The organism is Synechococcus sp. RS9907, from assembly GCF_014279615.1.
GTDB lineage: Bacteria > Cyanobacteriota > Cyanobacteriia > PCC-6307 > Cyanobiaceae > Parasynechococcus.
Map to the genome: position 1 here is coordinate 427697 of NZ_CP047944.1, position 22235 is coordinate 449931.

Here is a 22235-nt window from a genome sequence, read left to right on the forward strand (position 1 = left end):
AGCCGGCTAACGGATTTGAACCGATGGCCTTCGCTTTACAAAAGCGCTGCTCTACCGCTGAGCTAAGCCGGCATGGGCTGCATCGTACCGGCTGCCAGGCGATTCAAGGCGGGGCCTTGATCGCTGATCAGCCAAAGCACCAGGTCGAGTCGATTGCGACATCCGCTTTTCCGGAGTGCCCTGCTGATGTGGCATTCAACGGTGCGATGACTGATCACCAACCGCTGGGCGATGGCTCGGTTGTTCAGGCCTTCGAGCAACAACAGCACCACCCGCTGTTCAGCGGGGGTGAGGAGGTTCGGGATTCGAGGTTTCAAGCTTGAGCAGGTTGCTGCTCAGAGGGTTCCACCTTTGCGGGTTGGGCGATCGGGCGACGAATCGGCAGGTTGGCCACCAGGGCGGTGACGCGATCTTCCGTCTCGAGGCTCACATCACCTTCAGCGAGGTCGATCTCCACGTAGCGGGCCACCACTTCGAGGATCTCGCGCCGCATTTGTTCGAGCAGCTCCGGATTGAGGTCACTGCGGTCGTGGGCCAGCACCAACTGCAGCCGCTCTTTGGCTGTTTCTGCACTAGCGGGCTGACGGCGCAGGAGTTTGTCGATGAATTCCTTGAGTGTCATCGCCTCAGAAAATCCGGGTTTGCATCAGCTTGCGCATCCTGGCGCGGAGGCCGCGGCGGGCCTGGGAGGGGTCCATCAGAGGAATGTCTTCACCCTGAAGCCGTTGAGCGATGTTGCCGTAGGCCTGGGCCGCTGGGGACGACGAATCACTCAGGGTCAAGGGTTCACCGCGGTTGGTGCTCACGATCACCTGTTCGTCTTCAAAAACAAGCCCCAGAAGAGGTAACGCCAGGATGTCGGTGACGTCGTCCACTGAGAGCATTTCCTGGTTCGACATCATCTTCGGCCGCACCCTGTTGAGCACGAGCTGCACAGGCTGCACGCCCTGGGTGTTCAGAAGCCCGATCACCCGATCAGCGTCCCGCACGGCGGCCACTTCCGGGGTGGTGATCACCACTGCTTCTCGAGCTGCGGCCGCGGCATTTTTGAATCCGTCTTCGATGCCTGCCGGGCAGTCGATCAACACGTAATCGAACTGGCGTTCCAGCAGAGCAACGATGGCTTGCATGTCCTTGGGCTTGAGCCACTCGAGCATCCGAGGGTTGCCCGCAGGGAGCAGGGCCAGATTGGGCTCCTGCTTGTGCTTCACCAGGGCTTGCTCCAGCCGGCAGGTCTCGGCCAGCACCTCCTGAGCGGTGTAGACGATGCGGTTCTCCAGGCCCAGGAGCAGATCGAGGTTCCTCAGACCGAAGTCCGCGTCAAGAACCACGGTCTTGGCGCCTTGGCGAGCAAGGGCGATCCCAAGGTTGGCCGTGGTCGTTGTTTTTCCGACACCGCCCTTGCCAGAACAGATGAGGATGGTTCGGGTCGTCGACACCAGGGTTCTGCTTTGGTGCGGCCAGAATAATCTGGCTTTTGGGCCTGACAACGACGTCAGCGTTTTTGAAAGCTCTGGATGACGGCGGGTTCAATGGCGATCACGCCATCCTTGAGCCTGGCCTGTTCGGCCAAACCCGCCTGGGGCAGATCCTCGGGGCCTCGGGCGACAACGTCAGCAATCCTCAGTTGCAGTGGCCGCAGCTGCAGGGCAACGATTTTCGCGGTTGTTGACCCCTCACATCCGGCATGGGCCACGCCCCGCAGGCGACCCCACACCAAAACATCAGCGGCTGAACTGATCCGCGCTCCGGGATTCACATCGCCATAGAGAAGGATGGTGCGTTCGCTTTGGAGATGGTCACCTGAGCGCAGGGTTCCGTGGTGAAACAACAGCTCGGAAGGGGCTTTCGCCACAGGATTGGGCTGGAGTTCACGGCTGGACGGCGTGTTGGACCGGCTTGCGTCCAGTCCCAAGGCTGAAGCACCCACAACGGTCTCGGCTGCCTGGCCGGTGATGCGTCCGAGTTGATGGCCTGCCTCGCTCACGGCGGCGCACAAATCAGCCAGGTCGCCGCAGGTCAGGACCCAGTCCCCGCAGTCGAGATCAACAATCGGCTGGGAACACCTGCTCAGCAGATCCGGCAAACGATCCCTCCAGTGATCAAGTCGCTGGTCGGGAAGCCTCAAGGTCATGGCTGCTTCACGCTGCTGCTGCTCGGGGCCATTCAACGTCCATCTCCTGCCTGAGTTCGTTGCTGATGTCGCGGGGGTGAATCAACCAGGAGGTTGCCGCCGGGGTCGCCAGACTTGCGACCAGGGGAGAGGCTTTCTCCAGGGCTTGGAGTTGTTGCCCGTCCCAGAGGCGCAAGCCGCCTCGATAGGGGTGGTACCCGCGCAGCTGTTGATGACGCAATCCGCAGCAGAGTTCAGGGTCGTGGCCATGACGATCGGCCAGGCGCCTGGCTGTTGCGAGCAATTGCAGTTGATCCGCCGGGGAAAGATGTTCAACGGCCGTTGCTTTGAGCAGGCGTCGATCCAGGAAACGCCCACTCAGTTCAGCCAGGGCTGCTGGCGCTTCGGCTTGCCAACGCTGGAGGTGGTAGCCGGTGCGTTGGTCATCGTTAGCGAGGAAGTCCTCCAATCGGATCTGGTCTGGTTGCCAGAGCCAGGTGGCCATCACCTCATCAGCCCACACCTGCTCAGGCCCCAGTTGTCGTGCCGTCAGGATCAGTTTTTCCAGCAGCCAGTTGCACACCACATTCAACCGGTGGTTGTAGACGCTCCTGTACATGAGGTTTCTCACCACCAGGTAGTGCTCCACAGCCATCAGACCCTTGGGATGAATGGCCATGTCCCCGTCAGGGGCCAGGGTCAGTGCTCCCAGGATGCGGTCGAGATCCAGTTGCCCGTAGCGCGTTCCGGTGCTGTAGCTGTCGCGCAGGAGGTAATCCAGTCGGTCGCAATCCAGCTGACTGCTGACCAGGTGTTTGATCAGGGGGTGAGGGCTGCGTCCATGCTCCAGCAGGTTCGCCACCGCCTCAGCCGTGCCGGATGCATGGCTCTCAAGACAGTCATGGATCTCTGGGTGATGCCGGATCACCCGCGCTGACCACGCTTCATGGTGCAGGCCAAACATCTCTTCGCCGGTGTGGCTGAGGGGGCCATGGCCAATGTCATGGAGCAAAGCAGCTCCGTATAGCAGCCCCCGATACGGCTCCAACTCGGGTGCCAACGGCAGCATCCGCTCAAACGCACGGCGTGCCAGATGAAAGACCCCCAGCGAGTGGGTGAATCGACTGGATTCAGCGCTGTGAAAGGTGAGGTAGGCCGGACCCAGCTGGCGGATGCGTCGCAGGCGCTGGAACGGCGCCGTGTCCACCAGGTCCATCATCATTCCCTCTGCTGGGGCTTGGCGGTCAAGACCAATGCCGCGATGCAGAGGGTCGTGATAGGTCCGCTGACTCATGCCTCGGTCTCGTCAGCGGTTTGTTCCAGCAGGGCCTCCATCCATTGCTCAGCTTCCGAGAGCCAGCGATCACCCTCACCGCCAGGGTTCAGGGGTTCCGGATCTGACAACCCACGATCGGGAGCGATGCCTTCCCCTTGAATGTCTCGTCCACTCGGTGTCACGTAGCCAGCAACGGTCACGGCGAGGCCGCTGCCATCACTGAGGTTGGTCAGCGTTTGAATCAGCCCTTTGCCGAAGGTCTGTCCTCCGAGAAGGGTGGCGCGTTCGTTGTCCTGAAGGGCGCCAGCCAGGATTTCACTCGCACTGGCCGTTCCTCCGTTCACGAGGGTGACCATCGGTCCGTCGTACACCGTCTGGAGACTGGCCTGGATGGTGTCATTGATGCCCTCGCGGTTGCGGGTTTCAACGATGGCGCCACCGGAAAGGAAGTCGTCGGCGACCGCCAATCCAGCGCTCACCAAGCCGCCTGAGTTGTTGCGGAGGTCGAGCACCAACCCTTCGATCTCCTTGTTCTGCAGTTCTGTGAGGGCTTCTTTCACCTGTTCGGGGACCCCTTCGCTGAATTGGGTGATCCGCAGATAGCCAAGGGTGTGACTGCCGCTGCGCAAGCGCCTTGTGCGCACCGGCCTGAGGTCCACGCTGCGGCGTTCCAGGGTCAGCTCGCTTGTTTCTCCGCTGCCGTTGTCCAGCGTCAGCACCACCTGCGAACCCACGTCTCCACGCAGCGCTGCCACGGTTCCCTCCAGACCCAGATCCACCACGTCCTTGCCGTCAACAGACAGCAATTGCGTGCCACTGGTGATCTCCGCCTCGCCGGCAGGTGAACCCTCGAGGGCAGAAATCACCACAACACCATTGCTGCTTTCATCCGGCCCGAGTTGCAAGCCCACACCGCTGAGGCTGCCGTTGGTGCTGTTCTTCAGCGCCGTGTAGTCCTCTGGACGAAGCAGCCGCGTGTAGGGGTCGCCCAGCTGAGCCAGCATCGATTCGATGGCTGCATAGGCATCGTTGCTGCTCTCGATACTGCGTTCCATGGCCTTCTGCCGTTGACGCTTCCAACGCACCGCATCAAGTTGCTCTGGGTTCCAAAAGCCCTGGTTCACAAGCCGCCAGCTGTCCACCACGAGCTGTTGTGTGTCGCTAAGTGCAACGGCTGTGCAAGCGCTGCCCAGCACCAAAAAGCAGCAAAGAGACGCTGCGATCAGTTGCCTCAGCGCCTGAAAACCTTTGCGCCGCAGCCAGTCTGAAAGATCGTTAACAGTTGGATACATCGCGGTGGGTTCGCCTCAGTGGCAGAAGCGTGCTCAGTAGACTTTCGCAACTCGAGCCCGCTTGTGCATGGCGAACTCATCACCGGTTTACGACTGGTTCCAGGAACGTCTGGAAATCCAGGACATTGCTGACGACATTGGTTCCAAGTACGTGCCCCCCCACGTCAACATCTTTTATTGCCTGGGGGGCATCACGTTGGTGTGCTTCCTGATCCAGTTCGCGACTGGGTTCGCGATGACCTTCTATTACAAGCCCACCGTTGCTGAGGCTTACAAGTCGGTCGAATACCTGATGACCGACGTCAGCTTCGGTTGGCTGATCCGCTCTGTGCACCGCTGGAGCGCATCAATGATGGTGTTGATGCTCATCCTCCACGTGTTCCGCGTGTACCTCACCGGCGGCTTCAAGCGTCCCCGTGAGCTCACTTGGGTCACCGGCGTCACCATGGCAGTCATCACCGTGTCCTTTGGTGTGACCGGTTACTCCCTTCCCTGGGACCAGGTTGGTTATTGGGCTGTGAAGATCGTCTCCGGCGTCCCTGCAGCCATTCCTGTTGTTGGCGATTTCATGGTGGAACTGCTTCGCGGTGGCGAAAGCGTTGGCCAGGCCACGCTCACTCGCTTCTACAGCCTTCACACTTTCGTGATGCCCTGGCTGCTGGCCGTGTTCATGCTCATGCACTTCCTGATGATCCGGAAGCAGGGCATTTCTGGTCCCTTGTGATCTGCGTTCCTACTGTTCCCTCAACACCTGGACTAAACGATGCACATTCTCAAGAAGCCTGATCTCTCTGATCCCAAGATGCGGGCCAAGCTCGCCAAGGGCATGGGTCACAACTATTACGGCGAGCCTGCCTGGCCTAATGATCTCCTCTACATCTTCCCGGTGGTGATCCTCGGCACCATCGCCTGTGTGGTTGGTCTGGCCGTCCTGGATCCAGCCATGCTCGCTGACAAGGCTGATCCCTTCGCCACCCCTCTGGAAATTCTTCCTGAGTGGTACCTCTACCCCGTGTTCCAGATTCTGAGGGTTGTTCCCAACAAGCTTCTGGGTATTGCTCTGCAAACCCTGGTTCCCCTGGGTCTGATGCTTGTTCCTTTCATCGAGAGCTTCAACAAGTTCCAGAACCCTTTCCGTCGTCCCGTGGCGATGACTGTCTTTCTGACCGGAACCCTTGTCACCATCTACCTCGGTATTGGTGCAGCACTTCCGATCGACAAGTCCCTCACCCTCGGACTGTTCTGATCCGTTCTTTGAGTTCAGTTCATGGACCCCGGCTCGTCGAGCCGGGGTTTTTTGTGCCATTGCTGCTGTGGTTCGTCAGTGACCCATCGATTCGTCGAGGTTGAGCATCAGCACGTCGTCTGGGTTGACGTGGAGAAAGTGGTGCATCAGCAGAAAACCAACGATGGTCCAGGTCTGATAGGTGCGTGATTGCTGTCCAACCCAGGTTCCTGTGGGGCCATCGAAATATTCAGCCCACTGCTGACGGGGCAGTTGGTTGAGGTGGCTCCAGTAGCACTCGTCCAACAGCGTTTTCATTTGCCCCATCAGCAACACGTCGGCCTGGGGATTCAGCCGTTCGTGCAGAAGGATGGACGCACCAAAAAACCAGAGCAGGCTCGGCCAGTGGCCACCGTTGTGATAACTCCAGGGCCAGTTCTTGGGGTCGGAGCCCGTTTTGTTCTCCCATTCCACGCCCTCCATGGGGGGATGACAGATGCGCATCGGCATCTGGGCCATGAGGTGGTCACGGTTGTGCAGCACCAGTCGGAACAGGGCCCGTTGCTGTGGTGCGGTCAGCAACCCGAACAGTGATGCCAGGGAATTTCCCAAGGAGTAGAAGCGGAAATCCGGTCGTCCGGTCCGCATGTTGCCGATCATGTAGCCGCCACGGTTTTCGAGCCAGTCCTGCAACCAGTCGGGGATGACCTGGGGTTGAACGTTGAATTCGTTGTGGTGCTGGTTTTCGCCGTACTGCTCCGTGGGGCGTCGCCGAAGCACTTGCATCGTTTTGCTGGTCACCCAGTAGTGCTTCAGCAGGAACTGCCGCAAGTCATGGGTCCATTGCCGGCTCAGCCGCAATCGTTCCCCCAGAAGAACGCTGTTCTCGTGGCGTTGGCAGAGTTCCATCAGCCCAACGCAGCTGCGCAGCGCTGCGAAGAGCAGCACCTCCACTTCCAGTGGAGCGCCCCACACGTCCATGGGGCGATCAATCATGAACGCGCAGTCGGGAACGAACAGCACCGGTGTGCCTTCGAAGCTGGGGTGAAGAACCAGATCGAGCAGCAGTTGTAAACCGCGTTGCACTTCCGGACTGCGACCGAAGTCGATGTCCCCACTGCGTTTGACGTAGATCCAGCAGAGAATCGGCCACCAGAGGCTTGCATCCACTGAGGTGATGCGACCGATTGAGCGCTGGCCATAGTCCGCAACCAGTTCTCCTTCTTCCTCCACAAAGCTGGTGGGGAAGACACCGCGGGTTTGAACGTTGGTGCTTTGGAGCTGAAGGCTGACGCTCAAAAACTGCTTCACGATGGCGAAGCGGCCTTCCAGCATCAGGTAGATCATCACGGGAACGTTGTCCCGCAGGAAGATCTCGCCGTAGTTGAGGGCGTCGTCAGCGCGGCGATGTTCCATCGCGGCAACGCTGCCGGCGAGTTCCCCCTGGATGCCAATCAGCGTGGCTTCGAAGTGTTCCCGTGCTTTTTGCAGCACCTGCTCTTCGTTTGAGTTGGGGCGGAAACGCTGGCTTTGTTCGGTGAAACGCGTTGGCATCGCGGTGACCTCCAACTGAAATGTAGTTCTGGCAATGGGTTTCGCCAGTGGAAGCAACCCTTCAGATCTTCCAGAGGGTGTGCATGTTGCGAGAAGAGGGTTCAGTGGGTTATGTTTTTGGACTGCGCGGGAGCCGAGAGGCTGCTGTGCAGGCTGAAGCGCTTGAGGCGAAAGCTTTGATGTGTCTGAGGCGGCTTGCGAGACCAGAAGGGAGCGATCCCACGGTGTTGTAAGTTCTTCAAGCGGTCGCGAGAGGCCGCGATGACCAACCAACCGATCTCCTGAGAGGGAGTGAAGAGAAGTTTGGTCGCACCTGGACAATTGAAAAGTTTAGGAACTGACGCTTTTATCGCGTTTGGTTCTGAGCCAAGCCGAGAGGTGAGGTGAGGAGTCGAATGAAAGAGCGATGAAGGTGTGAGGTCCCGTCAAAAAATTTCGTTGCGCTGAAGCAATTCGCTGCAACGGGAGGGTTTTCACGAGCTCTCTTGTTGCCGGTGTGCGAATTGTGGAGCAACAACCGGATCTGAGATCCCGGAAAGTCATTGACAGAGAAATCTAGAGATGCACTCTTAAGAACCCTTTTGTGTCAGCGAAAGGAGGCCTCAACTGTTACCAGTTTTCACTGAGTAATGGGTGACGCAAATCATTTTGAGGACGTGAAAACGTCCAAGAGGAAATGATCTACAACGGAGAGTTTGATCCTGGCTCAGGATGAACGCTGGCGGCGTGCTTAACACATGCAAGTCGAACGAACCTTCGGGTTAGTGGCGGACGGGTGAGTAACGCGTGAGAATCTGCCCTCAGGAGGGGGACAACAGCTGGAAACGGCTGCTAATACCCCATATGCCGCGAGGTGAAATGAATTTCGCCTGAGGATGAGCTCGCGTCTGATTAGCTAGTTGGTGTAGGTAATGGCTCACCAAGGCATCGATCAGTAGCTGGTCTGAGAGGATGATCAGCCACACTGGGACTGAGACACGGCCCAGACTCCTACGGGAGGCAGCAGTGGGGAATTTTCCGCAATGGGCGAAAGCCTGACGGAGCAACGCCGCGTGAGGGATGAAGGCCTCTGGGCTGTAAACCTCTTTTATCAAGGAAGAAGATCTGACGGTACTTGATGAATAAGCCACGGCTAATTCCGTGCCAGCAGCCGCGGTAATACGGGAGTGGCAAGCGTTATCCGGAATTATTGGGCGTAAAGCGTCCGCAGGCGGCCCTTCAAGTCTGCTGTTAAAAAGTGGAGCTTAACTCCATCATGGCAGTGGAAACTGTTGGGCTTGAGTGTGGTAGGGGCAGAGGGAATTCCCGGTGTAGCGGTGAAATGCGTAGATATCGGGAAGAACACCAGTGGCGAAGGCGCTCTGCTGGGCCATCACTGACGCTCATGGACGAAAGCCAGGGGAGCGAAAGGGATTAGATACCCCTGTAGTCCTGGCCGTAAACGATGAACACTAGGTGTCGGGGGAATCGACCCCCTCGGTGTCGTAGCCAACGCGTTAAGTGTTCCGCCTGGGGAGTACGCACGCAAGTGTGAAACTCAAAGGAATTGACGGGGGCCCGCACAAGCGGTGGAGTATGTGGTTTAATTCGATGCAACGCGAAGAACCTTACCAGGGTTTGACATCCTGCGAATCTCTTGGAAACAGGAGAGTGCCTTCGGGAACGCAGTGACAGGTGGTGCATGGCTGTCGTCAGCTCGTGTCGTGAGATGTTGGGTTAAGTCCCGCAACGAGCGCAACCCACGTCTTTAGTTGCCAGCATTTAGTTGGGCACTCTAGAGAGACTGCCGGTGATAAACCGGAGGAAGGTGTGGATGACGTCAAGTCATCATGCCCCTTACATCCTGGGCTACACACGTACTACAATGCTACGGACAAAGGGCAGCAAGTTCGCGAGGACAAGCAAATCCCATAAACCGTGGCTCAGTTCAGATCGTAGGCTGCAACTCGCCTACGTGAAGGCGGAATCGCTAGTAATCGCAGGTCAGCATACTGCGGTGAATACGTTCCCGGGCCTTGTACACACCGCCCGTCACACCATGGAAGTTGGCCACGCCCGAAGCCGTTACTCCAACCCTTGTGGAGGAGGACGTCGAAGGTGGGGCTGATGACTGGGGTGAAGTCGTAACAAGGTATCCGTACCGGAAGGTGCGGATGGATCACCTCCTAACAGGGAGACAACACAATGATTTTGATGCCTGAGTGCTTTTATTCTTAGGCCGAAATCCTGTCACCTTAGGTCGATCGGTACCTCAGCTTTGAAGTCAAGGATCAGCAGCAATGTTGATTGCTTGATGGAGATTTTCAGTTCCTAAACTTTGTCTAGGTCACACCCCAAAAGGGATGAGACTCCTGGGCCATTAGCTCAGGTGGTTAGAGCGCACCCCTGATAAGGGTGAGGTCCCTGGTTCAAGTCCAGGATGGCCCATTCGGTGTTGGGGGTTTAGCTCAGTTGGTAGAGCGCCTGCTTTGCAAGCAGGATGTCAGGAGTTCGAGTCTCCTAACCTCCACTGACCGAACTTGATTCCCATCTCCAATTTTTTGGAGTTGAGCTCGATTGGAGTGTGATTTAGATGTGTCCGCTGGATGACCCCAGCTTCCTGTCATTCCAAGTTTTAAGTTAAAGCCTTGAATTTGGTTGATAAGATGCTGGGCTCGGATCAAATGATCAAGCAATTGATGATTTGATTTGAAGTTCTGGCAGAACCTTGACAACTGCATAGGTGAGTCTGGAAAAAACAAAGCATCTTACAGATGCATTGTTTTGAATCTGATCTTCTGAAAGGGAGATTGGATCTAGAACAATGAAAATTCTTTTGAGCAAGAGCCGAGACTCTTGAGCGTTCTTTGATTGGTGTCGAGCCAATCAGAGTTTGATCTTGTTTTTAGCAATAAAAACTTGAGAATCTGCTTTCAACGGCGGTAAGCGTTCAGGAGGTTAATTGGTCAAGCTACAAAGGGCTCACGGCGGATACCTTGGCACACAGAGGCGATGAAGGACGTGGTTACCTGCGATAAGTCTCGGGGAGCTGGAAGCACGCTTTGATCCGGGAATTTCCGAATGGGGCAACCCTTAATACGGCCAGCTGAATCCATAGGCTGGCACGAGCCAACCCAGCGAACTGAAACATCTTAGTAGCTGGAGGAAAGGAAAGTAAAAACGACTCCCTAAGTAGCGGCGAGCGAACGGGGAAGAGCCTAAACCGATACTTTCGAGTATCGGGGTTGTGGGACAGCAACGTGTATCAGGGAAGTTAGGAGAAGTGCTTGAATGGCACGCCACAGAGGGTGAAAGCCCCGTAACCGAAAACTGAACTGAGCTAGCTGTATCCCGAGTAGCACGGAGCACGTGAAATTCCGTGTGAATCCGCGAGGACCACCTCGTAAGGCTAAGTACTACTGTGTGACCGATAGCGAAACAGTACCGCGAGGGAAAGGTGAAAAGAACCCCGGGAGGGGAGTGAAATAGAACATGAAACCGTGAGCCTACAAGCAATGGGAGCCCTACTTATAGGGTGACCGTGTGCCTGTTGAAGAATGAGCCGGCGACTTATAGGCACTGGCGGGTTAAACCGGAAATGGTGGAGCCATAGCGAAAGCGAGTCTGAATAGGGCGTTTGTCAGTGTTTATAGACCCGAACCCGGGTGATCTAACCATGGCCAGGATGAAGCTTGGGTGATACCAAGTGGAGGTCCGAACCGACTGACGTTGAAAAGTCAGCGGATGAGCTGTGGTTAGGGGTGAAATGCCAATCGAACCCGGAGCTAGCTGGTTCTCCCCGAAATACGTTGAGGCGTAGCGTCTCGTGCTCCAGCAGGGGGGTAAAGCCACCATTTCGGTGCGGGCTGCGAGAGCGGTACCAAATCGAGATGAACTCTGAATACCCTGTGTGTAGCGAGGCAGTCAGACTGTGGGGGATAAGCTCCATGGTCGAGAGGGAAACAGCCCAGACCGCCAGCTAAGGTCCCCAAATCAACACTAAGTGATAAAGGAGGTGGGATTGCATAGACAACCAGGAGGTTTGCCTAGAAGCAGCCATCCTCAAAGGAGTGCGTAATAGCTCACTGGTCGAGCGATCCTGCGCCGAAAATGAACGGGGCTAAGTGTTGTACCGAAGCTGCGGATTTTTATGGTAGGGGAGCGTTCTATGTGGGGCGAAGCGTTAGCGTGAGCGGGCGTGGACTGCATAGAAGTGAGAATGTCGGCTTGAGTAGCGAAAACATGGGTGAGAATCCCATGCACCGAAACCCTAAGGGTTCCTCCGGCAGGCTCGTCCGCGGAGGGTTAGTCTGGACCTAAGGCGAGGCCGAAAGGCGTAGTCGATGGATAACAGGTCAACATTCCTGTACCGGTCATGTTTTGGGAAGAGGGACGGAGAAGGCTAGCCAAGCCAGATGTTGGTTACTGGTTCAAGCGTTCGAGGCGTTGAGGAGCGGTGAAAACGTTCCGAGCTGAGGCGTGAGTACGAGCTGCTACGGCAGCGAAGTTGGTGACGTCAAGCTTCCAAGAAAAGCTCTATACCCGTTAAGGCATGACTGCCAGTACCCGAAACCGACACAGGTGGGGTGGTAGAGAATACCGAGGTGCGCGAGGTAACTCTCTCTAAGGAACTCGGCAAAATGGCCCCGTAACTTCGGGAGAAGGGGTGCCACCGCAAGGTGGTCGCAGTGAAGAGGCCCTGGCGACTGTTTACCAAAAACACAGGTCTCCGCTAAGTCGCAAGACGATGTATGGGGGCTGACGCCTGCCCAGTGCCGGAAGGTTAAGGAAGCCGGTCAGCGTAAGCGAAGCTGGCGACTGAAGCCCCGGTGAACGGCGGCCGTAACTATAACGGTCCTAAGGTAGCGAAATTCCTTGTCGGGTAAGTTCCGACCCGCACGAAAGGCGTAACGATCAGGGCGCTGTCTCGGAGAGAGGCTCGGCGAAATAGAATTGTCTGTGAAGATGCGGACTACGTACACCTGGACAGAAAGACCCTATGAAGCTTTACTGTAGCTTGGTATTGTGCCCGGGCTCTGAATGCGCAGGATAGGTGGGAGACGTTGATCTCATGGTTGCGGCTATGAGTTAGTCACTGGTGAGATACCACTCTTTCAGAGCTAGGGTTCTAACGTTCACCCGTTATCCGGGGAGCGGACAGTATCAGGTGGGCAGTTTGACTGGGGCGGTCGCCTCCTAAAAGGTAACGGAGGCGCACAAAGGTTTCCTCAGGCTGGTTGGAAATCAGCTGATGAGTGCAAAAGCAGAAGGAAGCTTGACTGTGAGACCTACAAGTCGAACAGGGACGAAAGTCGGTTTTAGTGATCCGACGGTTCTGAGTGGAAGGGCCGTCGCTCAACGGATAAAAGTTACTCTAGGGATAACAGGCTGATCTCCCCCAAGAGTTCACATCGACGGGGAGGTTTGGCACCTCGATGTCGGCTCATCGCAACCTGGGGCTGAAGTCGGTCCCAAGGGTTGGGCTGTTCGCCCATTAAAGCGGTACGCGAGCTGGGTTCAGAACGTCGTGAGACAGTTCGGTCCATATCCGGTGTACGCGCAGGAACATTGAGAGGATTTCTCCCTAGTACGAGAGGACCGGGAGGAACGCACCTCTGGTGTACCAGTTATCGTGCCAACGGTAAACGCTGGGTAGCCATGTGCGGAGTGGATAACCGCTGAAAGCATCTAAGTGGGAAGCCCACCTCAAGATGAGTGTTCCCATGGGGTAACCCAGTAAGGTCACGGGAAGAACACCCGTTGATAGGCTCTACGTGGAAGTCCAGTAATGGATGCAGCGGAGGAGTACTAATAGACCGAGGGCTTGACCAACATTTTGGTTCTTGCCTGAAGACTCATTTCTTTGTTTGATTCAGACGTGCAGCGTTAGTTGCAGATCCTATGCAGTTCTCAGGGTTCATCCCTTGAGAATGTTTATCTATCCTGGTGTCCATGGCGGTGTGGTCCCACTCCGATCCATCCCGAACTCGGTTGTGAAACGCATCAGCGGCGACGATATTTGGGGGGTAGCCCCCTGAGAAAATAGCTCGATGCCAGGTAAAACATTCTCCAAATGGGTTGATGATGTGCTGATTGCTGAAGCGATCACCATCACCACCCGCGAAGAAGCCACCTCTCCTTGAGGTGGCTTTTTTGTTGGCTATTGCTCTGCTGTTATGTGAGCACTTACCTCGCGGAGTGATTGAACCACCGTGTGATCTCGTGGGTCACGGTCAGGGTTGCCGTCGCGAAGGCTGAAGAGGGTGTTCATTCCTGCCGAACGAGCAGAATCGCACTCCGCTCCGTTGTCACTCACAAACCAGATTTTAGTGGGCGAGCTGCCGAGCTGTTCGGCAATTTTTATGTAGCTCTCCGTGGATTTTTTGGGGCCTGTATGGGTGTCAAACCAGTGGCTGAAAAGTTTTTCAAGATCACCAGCAGGGCTGTGCCTGTAAAGCAGTTTTTGAGCTTGAATGCTGCCCGATGAATAGACGGATAAGGTTAATCCTTGCTTGCGCCATTCCCGTAGGCATTCAGCCGTTTCTGGAAACAGTTGAGATTTGAGTTCTCCAACGTTATACCCGTGTTCCCAGATCTTCCCCTGTAGGTCTTTGAGTGCTGTCGACTTTTTGTCGATGCAAATCAAGTGTTTCAGGTATTGAATTAATCCGTCCATCTCCTCTGTTTCCCGCTTTGCAACCTGCTGTTTGATCTGCACGCTTTCGGGAGATTGGTCATCCAGCCATTCCTTCTTGGCGGCTTGGATTGGCTTGTCGTGAGGGCTTTTGTCCCAGTGTTGTTTGATGTAGTGGCTCAGTTCCTGCTTGGCGAAGGGGAACAAAATGTCGCTGACAAAGCTCACTGGGCATGTTGTTCCTTCGATGTCGAGCAGGAGATGTTGTTGATTCATCATTGATCTCCAATCTGCATTTGGGTCAATCTCACCTGTAATAGAAATTCCAGGATTTCCAGGTGTCGTTTGCTTGCATCCAGGTCAGCCCCCCACGCGTAAAGGCCGTGACCGGCCACCAGAAAGCCGTAGGGCGATGTTTCCAGAAAGGGTGCGATGGCCTCGCCCAGCTCATCCATTGACTGACTGTTGCTGATAACAGGAATGGTGATGCTGCTGGCGTGGGTTTTGATTCCGACCAGGCCTTTCAGCATTTCCCAGCCCTCCAAGACAATCCCTCCTGTGTTTTCGTAATGGCGGGACAACACCGTTCCGGGAACGGAATGGGTGTGCAGTACAGCTCCCGCTTGGGTTGCTTCAACAATGCGCAGATGCAGCGCTGTTTCGGCACTGGCTTTTCCCTTGCCCGTTAAAACCTTGCCGTGCTCATCCACAACAATCACCTGATCGGCAGGTACCTGCCCCTTGTCAACACCGCTGGGTGCCATCAGCAACTGCAAGGGCTGATGTTGGAGCACAACGCTGAAATTCCCTCCGGTGCCATCGCACCAGCCGCGTTGGTGGATGCCCTGCATCACCTCAGTTAATCGTTCGCGCTGGGTTTGGTTTGCGGTCACAATCCGCTGATCCCTCCGTCTTCTATACAGGACATAGCGGCCCACGTGCATTGACGCTTCCCCCCAGTTGCCGCTGGAGCGGTGATCACCTGGAGTTGCTTGACCAGCGACAACTTCCCGGTGCTGTGGTCTTCATGCAATTGCACCGATGGCAGGAGGTTGCTGAGGCGATTTCCTCCATGGCTGTGCGCGGTGCACCCGCAATCGGCATCGCGGCGGCTTGGGGGGTTGTTCTGGCGGCACGCTCCGGAGATGACCTCCCCACTGCGATCCGAGGCCTGCGTGCATCACGGCCAACCGCTGTCAACCTCGGCTGGGCCCTCAATCGGATGCAGGCGGCCTTGGGGTCCCCTGCTCCAGTTGATGTTGATGCGCTCGCCGGTGTGGCCGCTGCGCTTCAGCAGGAGGATCGTCTGCTCACCCAGCAGCTGGTGGGTCATGGCGTTTCTCTGTTGGCTCAGGGCTGCCGGGTCTTGCACCATTGCCACACGGGTGCCATTGCTACAGGAGGCGTTGGTACCGCCCTCGGTGTGATTGCAGCCGCCCATGCCCGTGGCCTGCTCCGTCATGCCTGGCTGGATGAAACGCGTCCACGCTTGCAAGGGGCTGCCCTTTCTGCCTGGGAATTGGGTTGTCTCGGAGTTCCCTGCACCGTGATTGTTGATGGAGCCAGTGGATTATTGATGCGCCGGGGTGAGGTGGATGCCGTGATGGTGGGCTGTGATCGTGTTGCTGCCAATGGCGATGTTGCCAACAAGATCGGCACTTACAACCTGGCGCTTGTGGCCCGAGCCCACGGCATTCCCTTCTATGTCTGCGCCCCTGGCAGCAGCATCGATCGAGCGACGGTTGATGGGGACGCCATCACCATTGAGCAACGCGATGCAGAGGAGATCACCCACGCAGAGGGAGTGGAAGTCGCGGCTCCTGGGGCCCAGGCCTGGAACCCTGCCTTCGACATCACTCCGGCTCATCTGGTGACAGGTTTCATCACCGAATTCGGCGTGCTTCGTCCTCCCTATCGGGAGGTTCTCTCTGCGCTTCCGCTGTCCAATCAGCTTTGACAGGTCGGGCACCAGTGGGTGCTTCGGCCCGACAACTTTTCCCTTTGAATGGGCGTTCCACAGCTGCGGCAGGGTTCTCCTCCACGTCGGTAGACCCAGGCCTGGCCGCCATAGTTGCCATTCACCCCCTCGAGATCGCGGAAATCACTGAAGGTGGTGCCACCGGCTCCAATGCTGATGGTGAGAACATTCACCAGGGCATCCCGCAATTTTTCTAGTTGTTTGAGCTCCAGCTGCCCTGCGGGCGTGAAAGGGGCGATGCCTGATGCGAAGAGGGATTCATCCGCATAGATGTTTCCCGCTCCAGCCACCAGGGCTTGATCCAACAGCGCTGTTTTGATCGGTCGGCTGCTGCCCTTGAGTTTCTGCTTCAGATAACTGGCGGAGAAGTCGGTGCTGAAGGGTTCAGGCCCGAGTCGCGTTAAGCCTGTGATCACCTCTTCCATCGCTTGGCCCGGAGGAACCCACCACATTTCTCCGAAGCTGCGCACATCCACAAAGCGCAACTCATGCTCTTTTGTGTTCCAGAAGCGAACACGGGTGTGTTTGCACGGTTCTGAGGGCTGCTCATGCCATTGGAATTGGCCGGTCATGCGCAGATGCACACCCCAAACACCTCCTTCGGGCTCCAGGGCTGCCATCAGATATTTCCCTCTGCGCTGCCACTGCCCCACCGTCATTCCGCAGAGGCCAGCAACAAACTCATCAGGACCTCCAGGGCTGGCAATGGCCCTTGGCCTGCAGACTTCAACCTGCGCGATTTTGAAGTCGACAAGACGGTCTGCCAGTCCCCGACGGACCGTCTCGACTTCAGGGAGTTCAGGCAACGGCCTCAGGCCGGCTCGAGTTCCGCTTCGGCGAAATTATTGGTGTTGATGCCACCGTCAACGCCCTGCAGGCCGCTGTAGTTGACCTTTTCGAAGCGAACGACAACGGGGTAGCGGATTCCCGAGGTGTCGATGGAGGCAACGGTGCCAACTTCGTTGAACCAGTAGGACTCAGGACGCTTGATGCGCACCTTGGCGCCGCGGGTGATCGCCATCGCTGGGCATAGGGAGATGCAATCGGAGCGTATCTCGTGGAATGGAGGGTGATGACCGCTGCGTCACAGAATGTCGTCCCTTCGTCGTCGGCGTCCCTTTGACCAGTTCCATCGCCCTTGATCCAGATCCGTCGCTGCTTCAGCTGGATTTGCCGGACCCGGAGCAGGACGACATCAGCACGATGGAATTTCTGGCTCGGCTGGAACAGGCCTGGGCCGTCTGCGATCGCTTTGATCTCCAGACCGAGATCTGGCGCGGTCGCATCCTCCGCGCTGTGCGAGACAAGGAGAAGCGAGGCGGTGAAGCCCGGGGCGCAGGATTTCTGCAGTGGCTGCGGGAGCGGGAAATCAGCAAGACCCGTGCCTACGGCTTGATTCAACTGGCGGAATCCGCCGACAGCATGCTCAGCGACGGCACCTTGGAAGAGAGCAGCGTCAATCAGTTTTCCAAGCGGGCCTTCATGGAAACCGCTCAGGCGGTTCCCGAAGTGCAGCTGATGATTTCCGAAGCCGCCAACGAGGGGCAGGAAATCACCCGCAAGCAGGTGCGCCGCCTCACGGATGAATTCACGGCGGCCACCAGCCCTTTGCTGCCGGAGGAAATTCGTCAGCGCACCCAGGAGAACCTGCTGCCACCCCGTGCGGTGGCCCCTCTGGTAAGGGAACTGGCCAAGCTTCCTGAGCCGCAGCAGGAAGATCTGCGCAAGGTGCTCCGCGATGAGCCCGAACTCGACCGGATCAAGGACGTCACCAGCACTGCGCGCTGGATCACCAAGGCAACCGAGTCGGGTGTTGCCGTGCGGGCTTTCCAGCAGGGGGAACTGGACCTGGACCGCGCCATGCAGGAGGCCCAGCGCTTGGATGCCCTCGGCCTGCTGGCTGATGCGGTGGGCCAGGCCCAGGCCCTTGAGTCGGCGGTGCTCAAGCTGCACACCTCATGGCGGCGCTTGGGGGGGCTTCAGGAGCGGCTCTGGGTTGAAAGCGGAAGCAGCACGCCCTACCTGCGCGATGTGCTGAATGCTCTGCAGACCCTCAGCGGCGCCACCTTGCGGGTGTCGTTGGGAGAGCTCGCGGGTGGCAAGCGGGTGCGGCTCCAGCTGGTGGAGGAGTCCCCCGATCAATTGGATCCGCCACCGCTGGCCTGACTCCAGATCTTGTGCTCGATAATCTGAAGCCTCCACATCTGGTGTGTTCTGGCTTCGCTCGAGCGTGCACTGCAGACCCACTTCGGCTGGGATGGCTTCCGCCCCGGGCAACGGCCCGTGGTGGATGCTGTGCTGGCTGGCCGGGACGCGCTGGCGGTGCTGCCCACCGGTGGCGGCAAGTCGCTCTGCTATCAGCTGCCGGCCTTGGTGCGCGAGGGCCTGGTGGTGGTGATCTCACCGTTGGTGGCGCTGATGGAGGACCAGGTGATGGCCCTGCAGCGACGGGGAATCGCTGCGGCTTGCCTGTATGCCGGACTCGAGCCAGCTCGACGACAGCAGGCCCTGGAGCAGCTGCAGGACGCCACGCTGCGACTCCTCTACATCGCGCCGGAACGACTTCAGGGTGAGCAGACCCGGCTGATGCTGGAACGTCATGCCAGGGAGGGCCGACTGGTGGCCCTGGCGGTGGATGAAGCCCATTGCATCAGTGCCTGGGGGCATGACTTCCGCCCCGATTACCGCCGCCTGGGTCAGATCCGCAGCCTCTGCCCAGGAGTGCCGATGCTGGCCCTCAGCGCGACGGCAGCCCCAAGGGTGCGGGCCGACATCATTCGCCTGCTGGATCTGCGTCGCCCGCTCGTGCAGGTGAGTTCGGCCCGCCGGGACAACCTGCACTACACGATGCAGCGGCGCCCCAGGGACCCCATGCCGCAGGTGTTGGAGGCACTGGAGATGTCCCGTGGTGCTGCGCTGATCTATGCCCGCACCCGTCGTTCGGTGGAGCAGTGGGCGGAACGTCTGACTGACCAAGGGGTTGCGGCAACGCCGTATCACGCCGGTCTGGATCCGGAGACCCGCCAGCAGGCTCTGAAGCTGTTTCTTGAGCACGAGCGGCCCGTTCTGGTGGCGACGGTGGCCTTCGGCATGGGCGTTGACCGTGGCGATGTGGGCCTGGTGCTTCATCTCGATCTGCCGGCCACACCTGAGGGCTATCTGCAGGAATCGGGCCGCGCCGGCAGAGACGGCAAGCCGGCCCATTGCCAGGTGCTGTTTTCGCCGGGTGATCGCACCAGCCTGGGCTGGGCCATGCGGGCCTCGACCCGGGGCAGCGATTCCCTGGAGGATCGTCGCCGCTTGGACCTGGCTCAGCAGCAGCTGCGTCGCATGGAGGCTGTTGCTGAGGGTGAAATGTGCCGTGAGCAGGCGTTGCTGCTGGCTGTCGGCGAGTTGGTGGGTCCCTGTGGTCGCTGCGATCGCTGCGTGGAGTCCCCCAAACGACGCGACTGGTCAGCTCAGGTGGAAACGCTCCTGGCCCATCTGGCCGAGCAGGACGGCACGGAGATGCGTCGCCTTGGAGAGCACCTGGCTCTGCATGAACCTGGACGCCATGACCGCTGGACCTGGTTGGCCCGTCGGCTCGTGCAAGAGGAGTTGATCCAGGAAAGCAACGACGGTGCTCAGCGGCTGTATCTCCGCGAAAGCGGCCGGAGATTCCTGGATTCCCCCTGGCCGCTCGATTACGCCGCCTGATTCAGATCAGACCTTGACCTGACAACGGTCCTTCACCAGGTCTTTTTCGAAGCGGTTCTTCGGTGCTTCCCAGGTTTTCCAGCTCCCATCGGCACCGGTGGCATTGATCTTCTTGGCGGAACAGTTCACGGCCAGATAAAGAGCCTGCCCTTGGGCATTGAGGGTGGGCACCACTTGACTGCCACCCATGGCTTGCCAGTTGCCCCAGTCCACCTGGAGCGGGCCATAGGTGCGCCAGTCAGCCGATTTGGCCAGGGTCTGCTTGGGCTTGGCGGCCTCGACCGGCTTGGCTTTGACCACTGGTTTTTTGGCCTGAACCGGTTTCGTTTGGCCAGGCTTCGTTTGGACGGCCTTGGTTTGGACGGGCTTGGCCTTGGCTTGAACCGGTTTTGTTGTTGCCGGCTGCGCCTGGGTGGTGATGGCTGTCTGGAAGGAGGGATCGGTCAGGTAGAGGCGCGTGCCCACCTCCACTTTGTTGGGGTCACTCAGCTGGTTGATGCTGATCAGGCTGGCCACCGGCAGCTTGTAGGCCTTGGCGATCTGCGTGAGGGTCTGCCCTTTGGCAACGGTGTGTTCCGTGGCTCCCGGGATCGGGGTTACAGCCACCGGCTTGAAGGCCGGACGGGGCATCACGGCATTGCTGGGAAGTCGCAGGGTCTGGCCGACCTCAACGTGGTTGGCATTGCGCAGGTTGTTGAGGGCCATCAGGTCGCGACTGCGGACCTGGTATCGGCTGGCAATGCTGCTGAGGGTTTCACCGCTGTTGACGCGATGGCGGCCCGAGCCTGCCGTCACGGTGGGGCCTGGCACCTGCAGGCGGCTCCCGGCTTGAACAAGGTCTGGATTGCGGATCCCATTCATCCGCATCAGCGTGCCGACGCTCACCCCGTAACGGTTAGCGATATCGGAGAGTGTTTCGCCGGACCGCACCGTCACCGAGGCAGCCGTGGCTGACAGGGGGAACCAGGCCGTCAGCAGCAGGGCGGCAAGAGCGGTACAGCGCATTCGTCTCCGGCAGATGCCCGCAACATACGGTGCCTGAGGTAAAGCGCCAGCCCCCCAGAGCACCTGCTGCAGAAGGGATGTGCTGGTGATGCGTGGGCCTTATCCCGCCAGCCGCTTCAGCAGGTTGAGATCCACCTTGTAGGGCGGGTAGCGCAGCTTGAAATCAAAGCGGAAGGGGCGCTTGAGCACCGCCTTGTGGTGGCTGAACGTGTCGAAGCCGCTTTGGCCGTGGTAGCTGCCCATCCCGCTGGCGCCGACGCCGCCGAAGGGCAGTTGTGGCACCCCGGCCTGCATCACAACATCGTTCAGGCAGACCCCGCCTGAGCTGGTGGTGTTGAGCACCTGCTGTTGCTGGGCCTCACTACCGCCGAACAGATACAGCGCCAGCGGTTTGGGTCCCTGGCGGATCTCCTGAAGGGCTGTGGTGAGGTCGTCCAGCACCAGCACCGGCAGGAGAGGTCCGAACAGTTCCTCGGCCATCAGCGGATCATTGCGGTCATCCACACGAATCACGGTGGGGGCGATGCGCCGCTGCTCCCGGCTGATTTCACCTCCGATCAGGATGCGCCCATCCGCTCTGGCGGACTCCAGCAGCTGCTCCAGCCGATTGAACTGGCGTTCATTGATGATCTGCCCCAGCTGATTCGAGATGAGGGGATCGGAGCCATACATCTCCGTTCGGGCCTCCTCCATCGCCTTCAGCAGCGGTGAACGCAGGGCGGGTGGCACCAGTAGATGGTCTGGAGCGATGCAGGTCTGGCCGGCATTGATCCCCTTGCCCCAGATCAAACGACGCGCTCCCACCGTGAGGTCAGCCCCCTCAAGAACGATGACGGGGCTCTTGCCCCCCAGTTCCAGGGTCACCGGTGTGAGGTGGGCAGCGGCCCCCTCCAGCACCTTTCGGCCGATGCTGCCGCCACCGGTGAAGAAGATGTGGTCGAAGGGCATGGCCACCAGGTTGGCTGCGACGGCACCATCTCCCTGCACCACCTGCACCACATCAGGCTCGAAGTGCTGAGGGATCAGCCGTGCAATCAGATCCGCGATGGCACTGGCGTGTTCCGAAGGCTTGAGCACGGCCGTGTTGCCAGCAGCCAGGGCACTGATCAAGGGCCGCAGCGTCAGTTGAAAGGGATAGTTCCAAGGTCCGATCACCAGAACGCACCCGAGTGGTTCCGGCACAACCTTGGCCTGGCCGGGGCGCAGTGAGAGAGGGACAGCCACGCGGTGCGGTCGCATCCACCGCTCCAGCTGCCGGCCAGTGAGCTTGAGCTCCTGTCGCAGGGCCACCAGCTCAAAAAAGGCTTCGGTGGGTGGTTTGCCGAGGTCGGCGGCGAGGGCCTCGAGCACCTCCGATTCGTGCTCCTCCACCAGAGCGGAGAGCCGTTGCAATTGCTCTCGACGCCAGGCCAGGGGACGGGTCAGCCCAGCTCCCACGAGCTCCTTCATCCGGCTCAGTTGCGTTTGGGTGAGGGCCACAGGG

The 22235-nt window shown here is 58.5% G+C and carries 18 protein-coding genes, 3 tRNA genes and 3 rRNA genes; 10 read left to right on the top strand and 14 right to left on the bottom strand.

Annotated features, from left to right (window positions below; all coding sequences use genetic code 11):
* The 7 genes from SynRS9907_RS02350 to ctpZ all read right to left on the bottom strand — a co-directional run bounded on the left by SynRS9907_RS02350 (window position 1) and on the right by ctpZ (window position 4681).
* Window positions 1-72: transfer RNA gene (locus tag SynRS9907_RS02350), tRNA-Thr, on the bottom strand.
* Window positions 63-317, bottom strand: a complete 255-nt coding sequence (locus tag SynRS9907_RS02355; protein ID WP_188021691.1) for a helix-turn-helix transcriptional regulator — start codon at window positions 315-317, stop codon at window positions 63-65. Before SynRS9907_RS02355 ends, SynRS9907_RS02350 begins: the two co-directional genes overlap by 10 nt.
* Entirely contained in the window at window positions 314-622 is a 309-nt protein-coding gene (gene minE / locus SynRS9907_RS02360; protein WP_006851856.1) for a cell division topological specificity factor MinE, read from the bottom strand. The genes SynRS9907_RS02355 and minE overlap by 4 nt, the downstream gene beginning before the upstream one ends.
* Before the next feature lie 4 nt (window positions 623-626).
* Window positions 627-1439 carry a septum site-determining protein MinD gene (minD, locus tag SynRS9907_RS02365; RefSeq protein ID WP_006849989.1) on the bottom strand — a complete coding sequence of 271 codons (813 nt, stop codon included), beginning with the start codon at window positions 1437-1439 and terminating at the stop codon, window positions 627-629.
* A gap of 56 nt (window positions 1440-1495) precedes the next feature.
* On the bottom strand, window positions 1496-2134 hold the full coding sequence (gene minC / locus SynRS9907_RS02370; protein WP_188022319.1) for a septum site-determining protein MinC: 639 nt from the start codon (window positions 2132-2134) through the stop codon (window positions 1496-1498).
* A 7-nt stretch (window positions 2135-2141) separates the two neighbouring features.
* Entirely contained in the window at window positions 2142-3407 is a 1266-nt protein-coding gene (locus tag SynRS9907_RS02375; RefSeq protein ID WP_188021692.1) for an HD domain-containing protein, read from the bottom strand.
* On the bottom strand, window positions 3404-4681 hold the full coding sequence (gene ctpZ / locus SynRS9907_RS02380) for a carboxyl-terminal processing protease CtpZ (RefSeq protein WP_188021693.1): 1278 nt from the start codon (window positions 4679-4681) through the stop codon (window positions 3404-3406). The genes SynRS9907_RS02375 and ctpZ overlap by 4 nt, the downstream gene beginning before the upstream one ends.
* A 67-nt stretch (window positions 4682-4748) precedes the next feature.
* On the opposite strand from ctpZ, the gene petB reads away from it, so the two are divergent.
* The gene (petB, locus tag SynRS9907_RS02385; RefSeq protein WP_011363493.1) at window positions 4749-5405 is read left to right on the top strand and encodes a cytochrome b6; all 657 of its coding nucleotides are present in this window, start codon (window positions 4749-4751) and stop codon (window positions 5403-5405) included.
* A gap of 39 nt (window positions 5406-5444) precedes the next feature.
* Window positions 5445-5927 carry a cytochrome b6-f complex subunit IV gene (petD, locus tag SynRS9907_RS02390; protein ID WP_006851144.1) on the top strand — a complete coding sequence of 161 codons (483 nt, stop codon included), beginning with the start codon at window positions 5445-5447 and terminating at the stop codon, window positions 5925-5927.
* Between the two features lie 75 nt (window positions 5928-6002).
* On the opposite strand, the gene SynRS9907_RS02395 is transcribed toward petD, so the two are convergent.
* Window positions 6003-7460: a glycoside hydrolase 100 family protein gene (locus SynRS9907_RS02395; RefSeq protein ID WP_186497108.1), complete on the bottom strand. Its 1458-nt coding sequence runs from the start codon at window positions 7458-7460 to the stop codon at window positions 6003-6005.
* Window positions 7461-8143: 683 nt separating this feature from the next.
* Between SynRS9907_RS02395 and SynRS9907_RS02400 the strand changes: the two genes are divergently transcribed.
* The 5 genes from SynRS9907_RS02400 to rrf all read left to right on the top strand — a co-directional run bounded on the left by SynRS9907_RS02400 (window position 8144) and on the right by rrf (window position 13498).
* Window positions 8144-9629, top strand: a 16S ribosomal RNA gene (locus SynRS9907_RS02400).
* 184 nt (window positions 9630-9813) lie between these two features.
* A tRNA-Ile gene (locus SynRS9907_RS02405) sits at window positions 9814-9887 on the top strand.
* A 9-nt stretch (window positions 9888-9896) separates the two neighbouring features.
* Window positions 9897-9969, top strand: a tRNA-Ala gene (locus SynRS9907_RS02410).
* 434 nt (window positions 9970-10403) lie between these two features.
* Window positions 10404-13271: ribosomal RNA gene (locus SynRS9907_RS02415) — 23S ribosomal RNA — on the top strand.
* Window positions 13272-13381: 110 nt separating this feature from the next.
* A 5S ribosomal RNA gene (gene rrf, locus SynRS9907_RS02420) occupies window positions 13382-13498 on the top strand.
* Together the 16S, 23S and 5S rRNA genes with 2 tRNA genes alongside form the textbook arrangement of a ribosomal RNA operon.
* Before the next feature lie 101 nt (window positions 13499-13599).
* Here the strand turns inward: rrf and mtnC are convergent.
* Both mtnC and mtnB read right to left on the bottom strand, forming a co-directional pair.
* Entirely contained in the window at window positions 13600-14349 is a 750-nt protein-coding gene (gene mtnC / locus SynRS9907_RS02425) for an acireductone synthase (protein WP_188022320.1), read from the bottom strand.
* Window positions 14349-15017 (bottom strand): methylthioribulose 1-phosphate dehydratase, encoded by a 669-nt coding sequence (gene mtnB / locus SynRS9907_RS02430; protein ID WP_188021694.1) that lies wholly within the window; start codon window positions 15015-15017, stop codon window positions 14349-14351. Before mtnB ends, mtnC begins: the two co-directional genes overlap by 1 nt.
* On the opposite strand from mtnB, the gene mtnA reads away from it, so the two are divergent.
* A complete protein-coding gene (gene mtnA, locus SynRS9907_RS02435; protein WP_188021695.1) occupies window positions 15017-16030 on the top strand; it encodes an S-methyl-5-thioribose-1-phosphate isomerase in 1014 nt (337 codons plus the stop codon). The genes mtnB and mtnA overlap by 1 nt on opposite strands.
* Here the strand turns inward: mtnA and SynRS9907_RS02440 are convergent.
* Together SynRS9907_RS02440 and SynRS9907_RS02445 are read right to left on the bottom strand one after the other, a co-directional pair.
* Window positions 16021-16857: a DNA-formamidopyrimidine glycosylase gene (locus tag SynRS9907_RS02440; protein WP_188021696.1), complete on the bottom strand. Its 837-nt coding sequence runs from the start codon at window positions 16855-16857 to the stop codon at window positions 16021-16023. The two genes, mtnA and SynRS9907_RS02440, sit on opposite strands and share 10 nt — an antisense overlap.
* 5 nt (window positions 16858-16862) lie before the next feature.
* Window positions 16863-17072, bottom strand: coding sequence for a photosystem I reaction center subunit IV (locus SynRS9907_RS02445; protein ID WP_006851563.1), 210 nt, complete (start codon window positions 17070-17072; stop codon window positions 16863-16865).
* 41 nt (window positions 17073-17113) lie between these two features.
* On the opposite strand from SynRS9907_RS02445, the gene SynRS9907_RS02450 reads away from it, so the two are divergent.
* Together SynRS9907_RS02450 and SynRS9907_RS02455 are read left to right on the top strand one after the other, a co-directional pair.
* Window positions 17114-18217 carry a hypothetical protein gene (locus tag SynRS9907_RS02450; RefSeq protein WP_115080199.1) on the top strand — a complete coding sequence of 368 codons (1104 nt, stop codon included), beginning with the start codon at window positions 17114-17116 and terminating at the stop codon, window positions 18215-18217.
* A 69-nt stretch (window positions 18218-18286) separates the two neighbouring features.
* Window positions 18287-19747 (top strand): ATP-dependent DNA helicase RecQ, encoded by a 1461-nt coding sequence (locus SynRS9907_RS02455; protein ID WP_188022321.1) that lies wholly within the window; start codon window positions 18287-18289, stop codon window positions 19745-19747.
* A 6-nt stretch (window positions 19748-19753) separates the two neighbouring features.
* Here SynRS9907_RS02455 and SynRS9907_RS02460 read toward each other — a convergent pair whose 3' ends face one another.
* Complete coding sequence (locus tag SynRS9907_RS02460) at window positions 19754-20752, bottom strand: LysM peptidoglycan-binding domain-containing protein (protein ID WP_188021697.1); 999 nt, start codon at window positions 20750-20752, stop codon at window positions 19754-19756.
* Window positions 20753-20851: 99 nt separating this feature from the next.
* Window positions 20852-22231 carry an aldehyde dehydrogenase family protein gene (locus SynRS9907_RS02465; RefSeq protein WP_188021698.1) on the bottom strand — a complete coding sequence of 460 codons (1380 nt, stop codon included), beginning with the start codon at window positions 22229-22231 and terminating at the stop codon, window positions 20852-20854.
* Between the last annotated feature and the right edge of the window lie 4 nt (window positions 22232-22235).

Coding starts and splice junctions, on each gene's coding strand:
- minE (WP_006851856.1), bottom strand. CDS start 622: ATGACACTCAAGGAATTCATCGACAAACTCCTGCGCCGTCAGCCCGCT.
- minC (WP_188022319.1), bottom strand. CDS start 2,134: ATGACCTTGAGGCTTCCCGACCAGCGACTTGATCACTGGAGGGATCGT.
- SynRS9907_RS02375 (WP_188021692.1), bottom strand. CDS start 3,407: ATGAGTCAGCGGACCTATCACGACCCTCTGCATCGCGGCATTGGTCTT.
- ctpZ (WP_188021693.1), bottom strand. CDS start 4,681: ATGTATCCAACTGTTAACGATCTTTCAGACTGGCTGCGGCGCAAAGGT.
- petB (WP_011363493.1), top strand. CDS start 4,749: ATGGCGAACTCATCACCGGTTTACGACTGGTTCCAGGAACGTCTGGAA.
- petD (WP_006851144.1), top strand. CDS start 5,445: ATGCACATTCTCAAGAAGCCTGATCTCTCTGATCCCAAGATGCGGGCC.
- SynRS9907_RS02395 (WP_186497108.1), bottom strand. CDS start 7,460: ATGCCAACGCGTTTCACCGAACAAAGCCAGCGTTTCCGCCCCAACTCA.
- mtnC (WP_188022320.1), bottom strand. CDS start 14,349: ATGAATCAACAACATCTCCTGCTCGACATCGAAGGAACAACATGCCCA.
- mtnB (WP_188021694.1), bottom strand. CDS start 15,017: ATGCACGTGGGCCGCTATGTCCTGTATAGAAGACGGAGGGATCAGCGG.
- SynRS9907_RS02445 (WP_006851563.1), bottom strand. CDS start 17,072: ATGGCGATCACCCGCGGCGCCAAGGTGCGCATCAAGCGTCCTGAGTCC.
- SynRS9907_RS02450 (WP_115080199.1), top strand. CDS start 17,114: ATGGAGGGTGATGACCGCTGCGTCACAGAATGTCGTCCCTTCGTCGTC.
- SynRS9907_RS02460 (WP_188021697.1), bottom strand. CDS start 20,752: ATGCGCTGTACCGCTCTTGCCGCCCTGCTGCTGACGGCCTGGTTCCCC.